A 13294-nucleotide genomic window follows, 5' to 3' on the forward strand; every position below is an offset into this window, starting at 1 on the left:
TTTCTGATTCATTATGGCAGCGCATCATAACACTCCCACCGGATCAACGTACAGTTTGAGATGAACCGATGAGGGTAATGAGTGCTCCAGCGCCTTGCAAAGGGCAATGTGAAGGGTTTTTGACGAAGGGCTCTTCAGAATCAGTTTCCATTGATAGCGTTTCCGGGTCATTTCCACCAGAAAGGGCGCCGGCCCCATGGTCTGAACGCCACGGGTAGCGACAGCGGCGGCCAGGCTCTCGATGGACTGCTGCACCACTTCGCGCTGGCTGCCGGAAATGGCCATCAGCGCCATTCGAGTATAGGGTGGATAGCCCATCTGGCTGCGTTCCTCCAGCTCCTGGCGGTAAAAGGTATCCTGATCGCGATTCAGCACATGCTGAATCGCAGGGAACTCCGGGCAGTCAGTCTGGATATACACGTGGCCGCGCTGGCGCTCATTGCGGCCCGCCCGCCCGGCCACCTGCATCAGCAGCTGGAAAACCCGCTCACCGCAGCGAAAGTCGGGCAGGTTGATCATGTTGTCAATACCCACAATGCCCACCAGCTCCACGTCGGGAAAGTGGTGTCCTTTAGCCACCATCTGGGTTCCCACCAGTAATCGGTGGCTGCCGGCGCTGAATTTGTTCAGCAGGGCCTCCGCCCTGGAGCGCCGGCCGGCACTGTCGCGATCCATACGCAGCACGCCATAGCTGGCAAAATCCTGCTCCAGGCCCTCTTCCAGTTTCTCGGTGCCAAATCCCTTCAGCTGAATCTCGGCATTGGTGCAGTGTGGCCTGGACAATGGAAAAGCGCAGGCATACTGGCAGGAGTGACAGACCAGTTTGCCATAGGCTTTATGGTAAGTCAGGGGGATATCGCAATGGGGGCAGCGCAGGGTTTGCTGGCAGCCAGTGCAGACGGCATAGGGAGCAAAGCCACGGCGGTTCAGCAGCACAATGGCCTGATGGCCCGCCGCCAGATGCGCCTGCAGTTCATCGTGCAGCTTCTGTGACAGGGGATCGTGGGGCGACGGAGGATTGGGGGTCAGGTGCACTTCAGGCAGAACTCCCTGGTAACGCACATCCAGCCTCAGCAGCTCATACTTGCCGTTCAGGGCATTGTGATAGCTCTCGAAGGAGGGCGTGGCGCTGCCGAGAATAACCCGTGCCCCTTCAAGTTGTCCACGCACCATGGCCACATCACGGCCGTGGTAAACGGGGGTCTCGGTCTGGTAGTAGGAGCCATCGTGCTCCTCATCCACGATAATCAGCCCCAGGTTGGGCACCGGGGCGAAGATGGCGCTGCGGGCACCAACCACAATGGTGATATCGCCCCGCTGCATCTTCTTGTACTGCTCCAGTTTGACGCGGGAGCTGACCTGGGAGTGAATCAGCGCCACCCGTTGCCCAAACAGCTCTTTCAATCGCTTTTCCAGAGTGGGGGTCAGGTTGATCTCCGGCACCAGATAGATGACCCCCCGCCCCTGGGCCAGTACATGGTCCATCAGGGAGAGGTAGATCTCCGTCTTGCCGCTGCCGGTCACCCCCTGCAGCAGGATCTGCTTTTTGGACTCCAGGCAATGTTCATAGAGAGCCTGCTGTTCCGGGCTCAGGCGGCTGGAGTAACCTGTCGCAACATAAGGCGTCTGGGCGCATTGAGTATCGAGACGGATAATTGAGCGCTGCACCATGCGCCGCAGCAGATCGGCGGGTACCTGGTGGGCGAAGAGCTGCTCTCCGGCCTGCAGACGCGCCACAACCTCGCGCATGCGATGGGCATTGGATGGCAGCAGAACCTCCTCCCGCAGGCGCAGCTGCGGGGAGAGGCTGAAGTCATCCTCAAAGAACGGTACCATCAGGTTGATGTAGCTTCCCACATCATAGAGGTAGTACTGGCTGAGCCAGGCGGCCAGTTCCATCTGCAGGTCCGAGGCCTTCAGGTGATGGTAGATCTCGGCAACGGCCTTGACGCTACCCTGGAAGGAACACTGGGTCGAAGTGCCGATAATGACGCCCTTGCGTTTTGAACGCCCGAAGGGAACGCTGACGAAGGTTCCCGGGGAGATGTCCTGGGGTATTTCGTAGGTGTAGGTCTCCCGGAAACCGGCAATGGCGACGGAAGCGTACATCAGAGGAACAGAAGTTCGCGGATACGGGTAAGCGTATAGGTGGGACTGAGCTCTTCAAGGTGCGAGAGGTTGCCGTACCCATAGGTTACCAGGGCGCTGTCCACCGTCGCGCCAGCGGCACACAGGATATCATTGGCACTGTCGCCCACCATCAGCACGGCGGAAGGGTTGAGCTGCAGTGAGGCCAGCAGGTGGTGCATCACGGCTGGATCGGGCTTTTTGCAGTCCAGGGTATCGCCGCAGTAGACCACCGGGAAAAACTCTCTCAGCCCGAGATCCTGCAGCATGGGGAGAGTAAAGCGCTGGGGCTTGTTGGTCATCAGGATCAGTGTCTTGCCCTGGGCATGCAGCGTGCTCAGGGTTTCCACGACCCCTTCGTATATCTGCGTGCCTTGGGAACAGTTGCGGGCGTAGTACTCATCGAAGATGGAGCGCAGCTGCTTCATGCGGTGGGCTTCATCGGGAAAGGCCCGCTGCAGCAGCACGGTCACGCCATCGCCAACCATGGTTCCAACCTGCTCGCGACTGTACTGATGGTTGATCTGCGCTGAGGCTGCCACGTGGTTGATGGCCGCGGTCAGGTCGGGCAGGGAGTTGACAAGGGTGCCGTCGAAATCAAATACATAGTGGGTGTAGGCCATGGAAGTACTCCGAAAAAATTCAGGCTGCCCCAGAGAAGGACAGCCTGCAACCTCGACTGTGGAAGGAATCAGGCGTCAGCTGTCGCTGCCGTGCGGGTGCCCATTTCGCGGTTGATCATGAACAGACCGCTCTTTTCTTTACCCACCAGCTTCAGCTGATCGATAATATCCTGGGCGGAGGCCTCCTCCTCAACCTGCTCAGTCACAAACCACTGCAGGAAGATAGTGGTGGCGTGATCCTTCTCGGCCAGGGCCAGATCCACCAGTTTATGAATGGATGCCGTGACAAACTGCTCGTGCTTGAGTACTTCTTCAAACATCTCCAGCACCGACTCAAACTTCGAAGGCGGAGCGGGAATCTCCTGCAGGGCGATCGTGGCTCCCTGATCAAGCACGTAGCGATAGAACTTCATGGCGTGCATCATCTCTTCATCGTACTGCAGCTGCAGCCAGTGGGCGAAGCCCTTGAGGCCGTTTGATTCACAGTGGGCCGACATGGCCAGATAGAGGTGAGCAGAGTAGATTTCGTGTTTAATCTGCTCGTTCAGGGCATTTTGCATCTTCTTGCTGATCATGGTGAGCCTCCGGTTTTTCGTACATATGGGAAAATCTGAAAACGACAGACGGGAATTCTTCAGCAGCTTCCGAACTGACAAAATATTACGGACTCACCCCGGTGAAGTCAAGGGTCAGCGGCGCAGCAGGGCAAACCAGCGCCACACGTTCAGCAGGCTGGCCGCCGAGGCCGCCACATAGGTCAGTGAGCAGGCCAGCAGGATGGAGCGCACATCCGCGAAATCGCGGGCGCTGCCCAGGTACCCGCCGCGATCCAGCATGGGCAGGGCAACGGAAAAGCTGGCGTGCAGTTCCAGGGGCAGGGTAATCAGGTGAACCAGCGTTGGCAGAAGCATGCTGAGGACAGCTGCCACGATCAGCAGGCGTCCAAGGGGGGGGCTCATGACCAGTACTCCCGGCGAAAGGAGCAGGCCCCCCATGGCAAATTTCCCTGCGTTGGCCGTGAATTTCACCAAAGTGGTGCGCCAGCGCAGCAGGTGGTGCCCCGACGCGTCCTGGAGGGCGTGGCTGACTTCGTGGGCGGCAATGGCCACGGCGCTGAGGGAGCGCCCATGGATGACTTCGCCACGCAGGCGCACCACTTTGGCTTCGGGGTCGTAGTGGTCGCCGCGCTCCGTGGACTCCACCGCGACGCCTTCGAGACGGTGGATATCGAGCAGGTGACGGGCCAGTTCACCGCCTGTGCCGGGGATGTCGTCTCGCGTTGTGCTGTGACGGCCGATGACCCTGGTGGCCCACCACTGGGGCAGGGCGAGGGCGATGAGCAGGATGATGATCAGCAGGAGAAAGTGCATGGATCTGGTTCACGTGCACCCTGATGGTGCGGTTTGCGGAGAACCCTTCAGTGCAGGTATTCCGAGAGTTTACGATTCATGGCCTTGCGTTGCAGGCGCTTCAGGGCTCGTTCCTCGATCTGGCGCACCCGTTCCTTGGAGAGTCCCAGGCGCGTTCCCACCTCGTCAAGGGTCTGGGGAATGCCTTCGCTGATGCCAAAGCGCAGATCCACCACCAGGGCGTCGCGGCTTTCCAGTTCGGCGATGATGGAGCGGATTTCCGTCGATATTTTCTGCCGGACATACTGCTCTTCGGTGGAGCTTTCCTCGGGGCTTTCCAGCACATCCTTGAGGGTGCGCTCGTCATCTTCGCCGATGGGCGTATCAAGACTGATGTAGGAACGGGTCGCCCGCAGGATATCCTCGATATTGCTGATATCCAGGCCATACTCGTCGCGCAGTTCCTGTTCGGTGGGTTCGCGGCCATCGTGATCGCGGGCGAATTCGCGCCGCGCGCTGTTGAGTTTGCTGGCAAACCGGGCCTGCTTGCCAGGCAGTCGCACGGTGTTGCTGGAAGAGATAATCGCCTGGATGATGGACTGCTTGATCCACCAGACCGCGTAGGTGATAAACCGGTTGCCTCGTTCGGGATCAAAGCGGCGGGCGGCTTCCAGCAGGCCGATATTGCCTTCGTTGATCAGATCCAGCAGGTTGATGCCGATATCGCGGTACTTCATGGCAATCTTGACCACAAAGCGCAGGTTGGACTCCACCAGAACCCGGAACGCCTGTTCGTCGCCGGCGCTTATCCTGCGGGCCAGCTCCTTTTCCTCTTCCGCAGTCAGCAGGGTGATGCGGCTGATGCGTCGCAGGTAATCCCTCAGACTGTCGCCGGAGGGAATGTAGTTTTCTGTAGCCGTCTGTTTCAGCACATCTTCGCGCATGGAGAGATCTTCGCTGAATTCTTCCTGTCGGTTCTGAGTCATAGTCTGTTTCCCCGGTTGAGTGAAAGCACCCCTGGTAGCGTGTTAGGTGTTCTCCGGCCGCAACTGCCCGTGGCGGTTTTGCATCAGCAGTATTCCGTCGCCGGCCGGGATCAGCGTTGCCTGGACAGTGGGATCTTCCAGCATCTGGCGAAGGAAATTCTCCATGCCCTGCAGCGAACTGCGCAGGGCCGGAGGAACCTCAGCTCTGGGCATGGACACGAGGCCTCGGTACAGCACATTATCGAACACCGCCACCTTCCACTTGAGGCGGCGGATATATTCCATATAGATCGGGTAGTGCCTTTTTATAGCATCTACAAAGATAAAATCAAAATCATCTCTGTTACACGCCATGAATTCCAGGGCATTGGTGTGAAGCATCTGCACCCGGTTGGCCCAACCGAGTCGCTCAGCCATCTGCCGGGCAACTTCAAGGCGCTTGTGATTAAATTCCAGAGTAACAAAGCGCTCAAGGGTTTTCCTGTCAGCGCCCTCCATGAGGGCATGGGTGGAAAATCCGGCGCCTGTGCCAATTTCCAGAATGGAACGGGGCCGTGACAGCGCTGTCAGGGAGCTCAGCAGGCGTGCCACACTGCTGCGTACAGCCGGTATACCATGGTTGCTGGCCACGGTACGGAACATGGCTGTGCTGGCAGCAGAGGGCTCCAGGTCTTCCATAAAACGCTCCACAAAGGGAAAGAGCAGCGAATCGGTCAAATACTGATTACCCATGGTTCTGGCGGGCAATTTCGTAGAGGGCGATAGCGGTGGCTGCGGAAGCGTTCAGGCTTTCCACACCGGGACGCATGGGTATGCTGGCGCGCCAGTCGGCGTGGCGCAGGAGAATATCCTTGAGGCCACTGCCTTCGTTGCCGACCATCAGCAGAATTTTGCCATCAAGCTTCAGGCGGAAGAGCGATTCGCCTTCTCCATCCAGGGCGACAGTCCAGAAGCCGTTTTCCTTCGCCTTTTCCACATAGCGGGCGGCGTTGACCACGCGTCCGACGCGGGTATGGTAGATATTGCCGGCGCTGGCTTTGATGACCGTGTCGCTGATGGGAGCACTCTGATGCTCCGTAATGACCACATCGGCGCCAAAGGCGGCGGCACTGCGGATAATGGCTCCCAGGTTTCCGGGGTCCTGCACGCGATCCGCCAGGACAATGCAGCTGGCATCAACCAGAAACGTCAGGGGGTCCTGGGTCGCGATAGCGCCGACGATGGCGCCGACACCCTGGTTATGCTGACCGAACTGGCTGTCCATCTTGTCGCGGTTGAGGATTTTGATCGGGATATCGCGTTCACGGGCTGCCGTTTCTATGTCAGGCAGGGAACGGCTGAGAAATATCTTTTCAATGTTGCTGCCGCAGCGCAGGGCTTCGCGTACGCTGTTCACGCCCTTGATGTTCATGTTTGACTCCAGAGGAAATTCAGTTCGGCAGTGTGGTCGCCAAAGAGCAGGTAGGCAATGGCCCGGATGCCATCGGGGCCGATGTCATGGGAGTACTGGTTGACATAGAGTTCGATATGGCTGCCCATGACCGCGTCATCAATCTCCTGGGCGTACTGACGACAGAAATCCAGCACCTCCGCGCGGTGGTTCCGGGCGTAGGCGATGCTCTGGCGGATCAGCGTCTCAAGCTGACTGGCCAGCGCGGGGTCACAGCTGCGGCGCAGCACAATGCCACCCAGGGGGATGGGAGCTCCCGTGGTTTCCTCCCACCAGACACCCAGATCCTGAACCAGGCTCAGGCCATGCTCCTGATAGGTGAAGCGGCTTTCGTGAATCAGGATGCCGAAATCCGCTTTGCCGGCGGCAAGGGCTTCCATGATGTCACTGAAGAGCCGGTATTCAAGGTTGACTGAGAGGGGGCAGTAGCGCTGGAAAAGTCGCTGGGCGGTGGTATGCCTCCCTGGCGAGAGCACCCGGGCTCCCGGAAAAAGAGCCTTCGCGCCAGCGCTGACCAGCAGGGGGCCGCAGCCTCGGCCCAGAGCGCCTCCACTGCGCAGCAGGCCATATTCCGCGCTTACGGAATCCAGCAGGGCGCAGGAGATCTTGACCGCGTCATAGGCGCCCTCAAGGGCCAGCTGGTTGAGCTCCTCGATGTCGTGGAAATGCACCTCCACAGGCAACTGATCCTGAAAGTGCCGCAGGAGGGCGAAGAAGATATAGGTGTCATTGGGGCAGGGGCTGATGCCCAGTCGCAGCGGGGTCATTGGGGTGAATACTCCTGCAGAAACAGTTCAAGGTAGGCGCTCAGGCTGGCCAGGGCCAGGGGGATGTTCCAGCGCTCCAGATCGCGCTCTTCAACAAAATTGCTGAGAGCGCGGATACCAATCCATGGCACTTCGGCCCGCTGGCAGGCCCAGGCAACGGCGGCTCCCTCCATGTTTTCACATATGCCTGCGGGCAGAAAAGCTCCATAGCGCTCATCGGCCATTTTCTGGGTGCCGCTGACGGTACTGACGGTGGCGCCGGGGATATGGCGCTGCGCAAAGGGAAGTTGGTCAAACACCGGTGGCACTGCCGCCGGCGAGTGTATGGTACATCGCTGAAAGCCGAGGGTCTCCATGGAAAGAAAGCCTCCAGCAGTGGCGACTCCTTCATCAATGAGCAGCTCTCGCGTGATCAGGGCCAGGTCGCCGAGTTCCAGGGCGCTGCCGTAGTAGCCGCCGATGCCGGCGCTGATAACCAATTCTGGTCGCCATTGCCGGATCTGCAGCGTCGTTTCCACGGCACTGGCAATTTTGCCGACCCCCGTGCAGGCGATCTGTACCCGGGAGGGGAGTGTCAGGGTCAACCCCTGCAGCTCCAGCTCGCTGGCGACTAAGATGAGTATCGCCGTTGATGCACCATCCGCCAACGCGTTATCCGGTTTCAATATTCACCTTCTTGCGTACGGCAAATGGCAGGGTTACCCGCAGTATGCCATCGCGGTAATCAGCGCTTACACTCTCTTCACATATTGCCCGCTCAAGTTTGATTGCACGGGAGAAGGCGCCGTGCTCACGCTCCAGGCGCAGACAACTGGCCGAGTCGCGTTGACTGCGGGACAGGCGGGTTCCCGAAACACAGAGGGAATTGTCGACAATTTCCAGGTGGATATCCTGGGAGGGCACACCTGGCAGGGCGATATCCACCACGTACTCTTTGTCGGTGCAGGCAACGTCCGCCACTGGTTGCCACTGTTCCTCGAAATGCCACTGCTCCTGGCCGGATTTCTCCTTGACCTCCTCATAGAAGAGATTCATTCTGTCGTAAAGAAAAACCAGGTTATGTAAAGGATTCCATTTGGTAATACTCATCGGTTCTTCCTTTGCGTAAAGTTGGCCGGGCAACTTCTGAAATGCCCATGATAGCTTATTTGACGGCGGTTTCCGGTGGTTGTGAAAAAAATAAAACGTAATCTCGAATATCTCTTGCAACCCATCTGAATATGAGTATACTATCGTTATTGTATACACAAGCACAAGGACTGTAAAGTTGCTCGTTAAGCAGTGTCGGCTGCGGCCCTGCTGTTATAAAGGTGAAAACCGCATTTTATTTCATTCTACTTCAAGGAGGCCTTTATGGGTTTGAAAGAAACGCTCAAGCAGAAAATTGAAGAGCATCGTCCACGTACCGCAAAACTGATGAAAGAACACGGCGACGTAAAGATCGGTGAAGTTACCATCGAACAAGCTATTGGTGGTGCTCGCTCCGTCAAGTGTCTGGTAACTGATATCTCCTACCTTGACCCCGAAGAAGGCATCCGTTTCCGCGGAAAGACCATCGACGAAACCTTCGCCTGCCTGCCCAAGGTACCTGGCAAAGGTTACCCTTCCGTGGAAGCCTTCTGGTATTTCCTCCTCACCGGTGAAGCTCCCACAGCGCAGCAGGCTGAAGAGGTTATTGCTGACTTCAAGGCCCGCTCCCAGGTTCCCCAGTACGTTATCGATGTACTGCGCGCCCTGCCCCGCGACTCTCACCCCATGGCCATGTTCTCGGCTGCCATTGTTGCCATGCAGCGTGAATCCAAATTCTCCGCCTACTACAAGAGCGGCAAATTCAACAAGATGAACGCATGGGAACCCATGTATGAAGAGTCTACTGACCTGCTGGCCAAGCTGCCCGCTATCGGCGCTTACATCTATCGCATGAAGTACAAGGGTGACCAGCACATTCCATCAAATCCCGACCTGGACTTTGGTGGAAACTTTGCCCACATGATGGGCGTTGATGCTCCCTATGATGATGTTGCCCGCATGTACTTCATCCTCCACTCCGACCACGAGTCAGGAAACGTATCCGCCCACACCACCCACCTGGTTGCCTCCGCTCTCTCCGACGCCTACTACTCACTGTCTGCCGGTATCAACGGCCTGGCTGGCCCCCTCCACGGCCTGGCCAACGAGGAAGTACTGCGCTGGACCCAGGGCTTCATGGAGAAGCTGGGTGGAGCCGAGCCCACCGAAGAGCTCATCGAAAAAGCTCTGTGGGACACCCTCAACAGCGGTCAGGTTATCCCCGGATATGGACACGCCGTACTGCGCAAAACGGATCCCCGCTACACTTCTCAGCGCGAGTTCTGTCTGAACACCGAAGGCCTGAAGGACTACCCCCTGTTCAAGCTGGTCAGCATGATCTACAAAGTAGCGCCTGGCGTACTCACCAAGCAGGGCAAAGCCAAGAACCCCTGGCCCAACGTTGACGCCCAGTCCGGTGTTATTCAGTGGTACTACGGTGTTACCGAGTATGACTTCTACACCGTGCTCTTCGGTATCGGCCGCGCCATCGGCGTGCTTGCCAACATCACCTGGGACCGCGCCCTCGGTTACCCCATCGAGCGCCCCAAGTCTGTTACCACTGCCATGCTGGAGAAGTGGGCCGCCGACGCTCAAAAATAAGAGCTCATTTCCTGCAATACTTCAAGGCACCCTCACTGAGGGTGCCTTTTTTTGTGTTCGCTGTTCCCGTTTATGGCAAAGCTGTTAGAGGCGCTGCAGTTTCCTCCAGGCCATCTGGGCCACGTCCAGGGTTTTGGTGTTGGATGTGAAAGAGCGGATCTGCTCATAGGGAACCCAACGCGCATCACACACGTCACTGGAAGCCTTCAGTTTGCCACCGGCATAGACGCACAGATAGTCCAGGATAATGTAATGGTGGGGGAATTCCGGACATTCCAGATCCATGCGTTCAACGACACACAGGGGCTGGTGAGGCGAGAGCACCTGAATTTCCAGGTTGCACTCCTCGCGTATTTCCCGTTGCAGTCCCTCAATAATGCCTTCACCCAGCTCCAGTTTTCCACCGGGAAATGTCCAGGTCCCAGCTGAAGGAGGCTGATTGCGCTGCACCAGGCAGACTTCATTGCGTTCGTTGAAAATTACTGCGGCGACGCCGGGAATCGGATAAGCAGAGTTCATATTTTCACCTTGGGTCGATAATGCAGAGCCTGCAACAGTGCAGAGCGGTCGATATGGGGAGCGCCGCTCAGGTCAGCTATGGTTCGCGCCACTCTCAGCACCCGATCCTGTCCTCGCAGGGAAAGGTCATAGGTGCGTGCCGCGGTCTGCAGCGTCTGCGCGAGTTCACCGCGCAGCTGGCAGTGTTCCGAGAGGGCTTCTCCCTGAAGTCTGCCATTCAGGCACTGTTGCCTGTGCATCTGTCTTTGCCGGCATAGTAACACATGTTCAGCCATGATGGCAGTGGATGCGTGTGCCCTGGCTCCATGCTCGCGCTGCATCGTAACGTGCAGGTCAATGCGATCAAGCACCGGAGCGCTGAGTTTGGCCAGGTAGCGCTCCTTGTCATACTCTGAACAGGTGCAGCTGTCATCATCGTGACCGCTTTTGCCACAGGGGCACAGGTTCATGGTTCCTATCAGCAGAAATCCCGCTGGATACGACTGTTTCTGGGCAGCGCGGGAAATCTGGACGGTTCCGCTTTCCAGTGGCTGACGCAGAGCCTCAAGGCTCTTGCGGCGAAACTCCGGCATTTCATCCAGCAGCAGCACGCCGCGGTGGGCAAGGGATATTTCACCGGGCGTGGCGTGGGTTCCACCGCCAATGAGTGCCACTTCACTGGTTGACGCATGGGGGCTGCGGTAGGGCGGACGACTGCTGGCGTAGTGTTCGCCGCTTACAGAATAAACCTTGAGTACTTCAAGGTACTCCCCATAGGTCAGTGGCGGCAGGATACCCGGAAGGGCTTCGGCAATCATGCTCTTGCCAATGCCGGGAGGACCGCACAGCAGCAGGTTATGATGACCGGCAGCCGCAATCAGCGCGCTCTGCACGGCAAGGTGCTGACCCTGGATATGGCAGAAATCGAGTCGGGTATCTGCCGGAGCATGCAGGGAGTCCTGACACTCCTCTCTGGCCAGGGCTTCAGGCGCAACCTGGCCGCGGAGTACTTCAAGGGCGTGAAAGAGCGTGTCCACGAGCAGCACCTCTATCTGCGGTACAAAGTGGATGTGTTCGCTGGCGCTGCGGGGGAGAAAGACCCGCTCAATTCCCAGTTCCTGACAGGCTATGAGCAGCCCGTTTACCTGTCTGCCAAGCAGCAGGCTGCCATCAAGGCCCAGTTCGCCGAGAAACGTGGTTTTCACGTTATCCTGCTGTTTGGGAATCTTGCCCGTCTGCATAAGCAGTGCAACGGCGATGGCAAAGTCAAAGTGGGTTCCGCTTTTTTTCCTGTCGGCGGGAGAGAGGTTGATGGTGATTCGACGGGGCGGAATACGTTCACCGATACTGCGGATGGCCGCATCAATGCGATCCTTGCTCTCCTTGACACTGGTGTCGGGCAGGCCGGTGATGACGATGGAAGGGAGCATGCCCTGGGATGATGAGACCTGAATCTCAACCGCCTGGGCTTCGATTCCATGCAGCGCGCAGCTGGGCAGAAGTGTAACCATAATTCCCCCGCGAACAGTATTGTCCATGGAAGTATCATGGAGGGGGCTGTCAGGCAAGCGTTTTTCGTCTCCGTGGCAATATGACCGCTACTGGCGCGGAATAAAATCTTCCACTCGAATTTTCCAGGCAGCAGGATCTTCAAAGCCCGTCACGCCGTAGAACTTGCCTTCATCAGATTGCAGATCCACGGTAAAGGGCCGGACATACTTGAGCTGAGCCGTATCAAAGATAACCCGGATGGTCGGCTGCAGTGTTTTGGATGGCCCCGAGTCCAGGACAATGGCCAGCTGCTTGTTCTTGAGCTTCACCAGAGTTCCCGACGGGTAGATCCCCACGCACTTGATGAACTGCTGCACCACCGTGGGGTTGAAGTGAAACTTGCTCCACTCCAGCAGTTTGCGCAGCACCGCCGTAGGAGCCTCCCCTTTGTGGTAGCAGCGATCTGAAGTAATGGCGTCATAGACGTCCACTACGGCCGCCATCTGCCCATAGGGACTGATCTGTGCTCCTTTGAGGCCCTTGGGGTAGCCGGTGCCATCAAATCGTTCGTGATGCTGCACCGCAACTTCAACGGCGATTGAAGAGAGGGATTTTGACTGGGAGAGAATCTCGCCACTGTACTGGGCGTGGCGTTTCATGACCACAAACTCTTCATCACTGAGTTTGCCGGGTTTGTTGAGAATGGTATCGGGAACCCTGGTCTTGCCGATGTCGTGCAGCAGGGCTCCCATGCCGATATGGTGGATGATGTTTTCGTCAAAATTCAGGTGTTTCGCGAAAGCAATCAGAAAAGTCCCTACGCTGACGGAGTGCTCGAAGGTGTACTGATCCACATGTCGGATGCGCCCAAGGCTCATCATGGCGCTGGGGTTGCGGAAAATGGACTGAGCCATGTTGGCCACCACGGGTTCAAGGTGTTCCGCCTCAATGCGCTTTCCCATGCGGGCATCGTGGAGAATGCTGGTGACTTTGACGGCAGCTTCCTCGTGGACCCGCCGGGCGATGGAAATTTCTTCCATGTAGCTGACCTGTGGTTCCGGTTCCGGTTCGCTGACCACCTGCTGCAGCTCGTGATCAAGTCTCTGCTCCACCTGGGGCAGCGGGTGAGAGACTCCCTGGGGATAATTTCCCTTGAGAGTATCCACATAGAGTTCACGGATACCAAAGTCGCGTATCCGTTCCACCATGCCCTGGTCGGTCACCAGAAAGCGTTTTCCAAAGGGGACGTCGGTCCACTCACTGCTCAGATCATGCACATACATCCCCGGCTCAAGTTGGGCAATGGTAATTTTGACAATGTGGGCACTCATGT

General features: G+C 57.6%; 14 protein-coding genes. 1 reads left to right on the forward strand and 13 read right to left on the reverse strand.

Annotation, left to right across the window (positions count from 1 at the left end):
* Positions 1-24: 24 nt before the first annotated feature.
* The 10 genes from priA to ACZ46I_RS08590 all read right to left on the reverse strand — a co-directional run bounded on the left by priA (position 25) and on the right by ACZ46I_RS08590 (position 8391).
* A complete protein-coding gene (priA, locus tag ACZ46I_RS08545; RefSeq protein WP_464280523.1) occupies positions 25-2109 on the reverse strand; it encodes a replication restart helicase PriA in 2085 nt (694 codons plus the stop codon).
* Positions 2109-2750, reverse strand: a complete 642-nt coding sequence (locus tag ACZ46I_RS08550; protein ID WP_464280524.1) for an HAD-IA family hydrolase — start codon at positions 2748-2750, stop codon at positions 2109-2111. The genes priA and ACZ46I_RS08550 overlap by 1 nt, the downstream gene beginning before the upstream one ends.
* Positions 2751-2818: 68 nt before the next feature.
* A complete protein-coding gene (locus ACZ46I_RS08555; protein ID WP_013506347.1) occupies positions 2819-3325 on the reverse strand; it encodes a ferritin in 507 nt (168 codons plus the stop codon).
* Positions 3326-3439: 114 nt separating this feature from the next.
* A complete protein-coding gene (locus tag ACZ46I_RS08560) occupies positions 3440-4120 on the reverse strand; it encodes a zinc metallopeptidase (RefSeq protein WP_464280525.1) in 681 nt (226 codons plus the stop codon).
* Positions 4121-4167: 47 nt separating this feature from the next.
* On the reverse strand, positions 4168-5085 hold the full coding sequence (locus ACZ46I_RS08565; RefSeq protein ID WP_013506345.1) for a sigma-70 family RNA polymerase sigma factor: 918 nt from the start codon (positions 5083-5085) through the stop codon (positions 4168-4170).
* Positions 5086-5127: 42 nt separating this feature from the next.
* The gene (locus tag ACZ46I_RS08570; protein ID WP_464280526.1) at positions 5128-5817 is read right to left on the reverse strand and encodes an O-methyltransferase; all 690 of its coding nucleotides are present in this window, start codon (positions 5815-5817) and stop codon (positions 5128-5130) included.
* Positions 5810-6496, reverse strand: a complete 687-nt coding sequence (gene rlmB / locus ACZ46I_RS08575) for a 23S rRNA (guanosine(2251)-2'-O)-methyltransferase RlmB (protein ID WP_226507744.1) — start codon at positions 6494-6496, stop codon at positions 5810-5812. The genes ACZ46I_RS08570 and rlmB overlap by 8 nt, the downstream gene beginning before the upstream one ends.
* Positions 6493-7302: a 1,4-dihydroxy-6-naphthoate synthase gene (locus ACZ46I_RS08580; RefSeq protein ID WP_464280527.1), complete on the reverse strand. Its 810-nt coding sequence runs from the start codon at positions 7300-7302 to the stop codon at positions 6493-6495. Before ACZ46I_RS08580 ends, rlmB begins: the two co-directional genes overlap by 4 nt.
* The gene (mqnB, locus tag ACZ46I_RS08585; RefSeq protein WP_226507743.1) at positions 7299-7967 is read right to left on the reverse strand and encodes a futalosine hydrolase; all 669 of its coding nucleotides are present in this window, start codon (positions 7965-7967) and stop codon (positions 7299-7301) included. The genes ACZ46I_RS08580 and mqnB overlap by 4 nt, the downstream gene beginning before the upstream one ends.
* Positions 7954-8391, reverse strand: coding sequence for an Hsp20/alpha crystallin family protein (locus ACZ46I_RS08590; protein WP_013506340.1), 438 nt, complete (start codon positions 8389-8391; stop codon positions 7954-7956). The genes mqnB and ACZ46I_RS08590 overlap by 14 nt, the downstream gene beginning before the upstream one ends.
* Positions 8392-8655: 264 nt before the next feature.
* On the opposite strand from ACZ46I_RS08590, the gene ACZ46I_RS08595 reads away from it, so the two are divergent.
* Positions 8656-9972 carry a citrate (Si)-synthase gene (locus ACZ46I_RS08595; protein ID WP_013506339.1) on the forward strand — a complete coding sequence of 439 codons (1317 nt, stop codon included), beginning with the start codon at positions 8656-8658 and terminating at the stop codon, positions 9970-9972.
* Between the two features lie 84 nt (positions 9973-10056).
* On the opposite strand, the gene ACZ46I_RS08600 is transcribed toward ACZ46I_RS08595, so the two are convergent.
* The 3 genes from ACZ46I_RS08600 to ACZ46I_RS08610 all read right to left on the reverse strand — a co-directional run bounded on the left by ACZ46I_RS08600 (position 10057) and on the right by ACZ46I_RS08610 (position 13292).
* Positions 10057-10491, reverse strand: a complete 435-nt coding sequence (locus tag ACZ46I_RS08600; protein ID WP_013506338.1) for an NUDIX hydrolase — start codon at positions 10489-10491, stop codon at positions 10057-10059.
* A complete protein-coding gene (locus ACZ46I_RS08605; protein WP_013506337.1) occupies positions 10488-11981 on the reverse strand; it encodes a YifB family Mg chelatase-like AAA ATPase in 1494 nt (497 codons plus the stop codon). Before ACZ46I_RS08605 ends, ACZ46I_RS08600 begins: the two co-directional genes overlap by 4 nt.
* Before the next feature lie 87 nt (positions 11982-12068).
* Positions 12069-13292, reverse strand: a complete 1224-nt coding sequence (locus tag ACZ46I_RS08610; RefSeq protein ID WP_013506336.1) for an HD-GYP domain-containing protein — start codon at positions 13290-13292, stop codon at positions 12069-12071.
* Positions 13293-13294: the final 2 nt, after the last annotated feature.

The organism is Desulfurispirillum alkaliphilum, from assembly GCF_055378285.1.

Excerpts from the sequence above, each read along its gene's own strand:
- priA (WP_464280523.1), bottom strand. The coding sequence starts at position 2,109 with ATGTACGCTTCCGTCGCCATTGCCGGTTTCCGGGAGACCTACACCTAC.
- ACZ46I_RS08550 (WP_464280524.1), bottom strand. The coding sequence starts at position 2,750 with ATGGCCTACACCCACTATGTATTTGATTTCGACGGCACCCTTGTCAAC.
- ACZ46I_RS08555 (WP_013506347.1), bottom strand. The coding sequence starts at position 3,325 with ATGATCAGCAAGAAGATGCAAAATGCCCTGAACGAGCAGATTAAACAC.
- ACZ46I_RS08560 (WP_464280525.1), bottom strand. The coding sequence starts at position 4,120 with ATGCACTTTCTCCTGCTGATCATCATCCTGCTCATCGCCCTCGCCCTG.
- ACZ46I_RS08565 (WP_013506345.1), bottom strand. The coding sequence starts at position 5,085 with ATGACTCAGAACCGACAGGAAGAATTCAGCGAAGATCTCTCCATGCGC.
- ACZ46I_RS08570 (WP_464280526.1), bottom strand. The coding sequence starts at position 5,817 with ATGGGTAATCAGTATTTGACCGATTCGCTGCTCTTTCCCTTTGTGGAG.
- rlmB (WP_226507744.1), bottom strand. The coding sequence starts at position 6,496 with ATGAACATCAAGGGCGTGAACAGCGTACGCGAAGCCCTGCGCTGCGGC.
- ACZ46I_RS08580 (WP_464280527.1), bottom strand. The coding sequence starts at position 7,302 with ATGACCCCGCTGCGACTGGGCATCAGCCCCTGCCCCAATGACACCTAT.
- ACZ46I_RS08590 (WP_013506340.1), bottom strand. The coding sequence starts at position 8,391 with ATGAGTATTACCAAATGGAATCCTTTACATAACCTGGTTTTTCTTTAC.
- ACZ46I_RS08595 (WP_013506339.1), top strand. The coding sequence starts at position 8,656 with ATGGGTTTGAAAGAAACGCTCAAGCAGAAAATTGAAGAGCATCGTCCA.
- ACZ46I_RS08600 (WP_013506338.1), bottom strand. The coding sequence starts at position 10,491 with ATGAACTCTGCTTATCCGATTCCCGGCGTCGCCGCAGTAATTTTCAAC.
- ACZ46I_RS08605 (WP_013506337.1), bottom strand. The coding sequence starts at position 11,981 with ATGGTTACACTTCTGCCCAGCTGCGCGCTGCATGGAATCGAAGCCCAG.
- ACZ46I_RS08610 (WP_013506336.1), bottom strand. The coding sequence starts at position 13,292 with ATGAGTGCCCACATTGTCAAAATTACCATTGCCCAACTTGAGCCGGGG.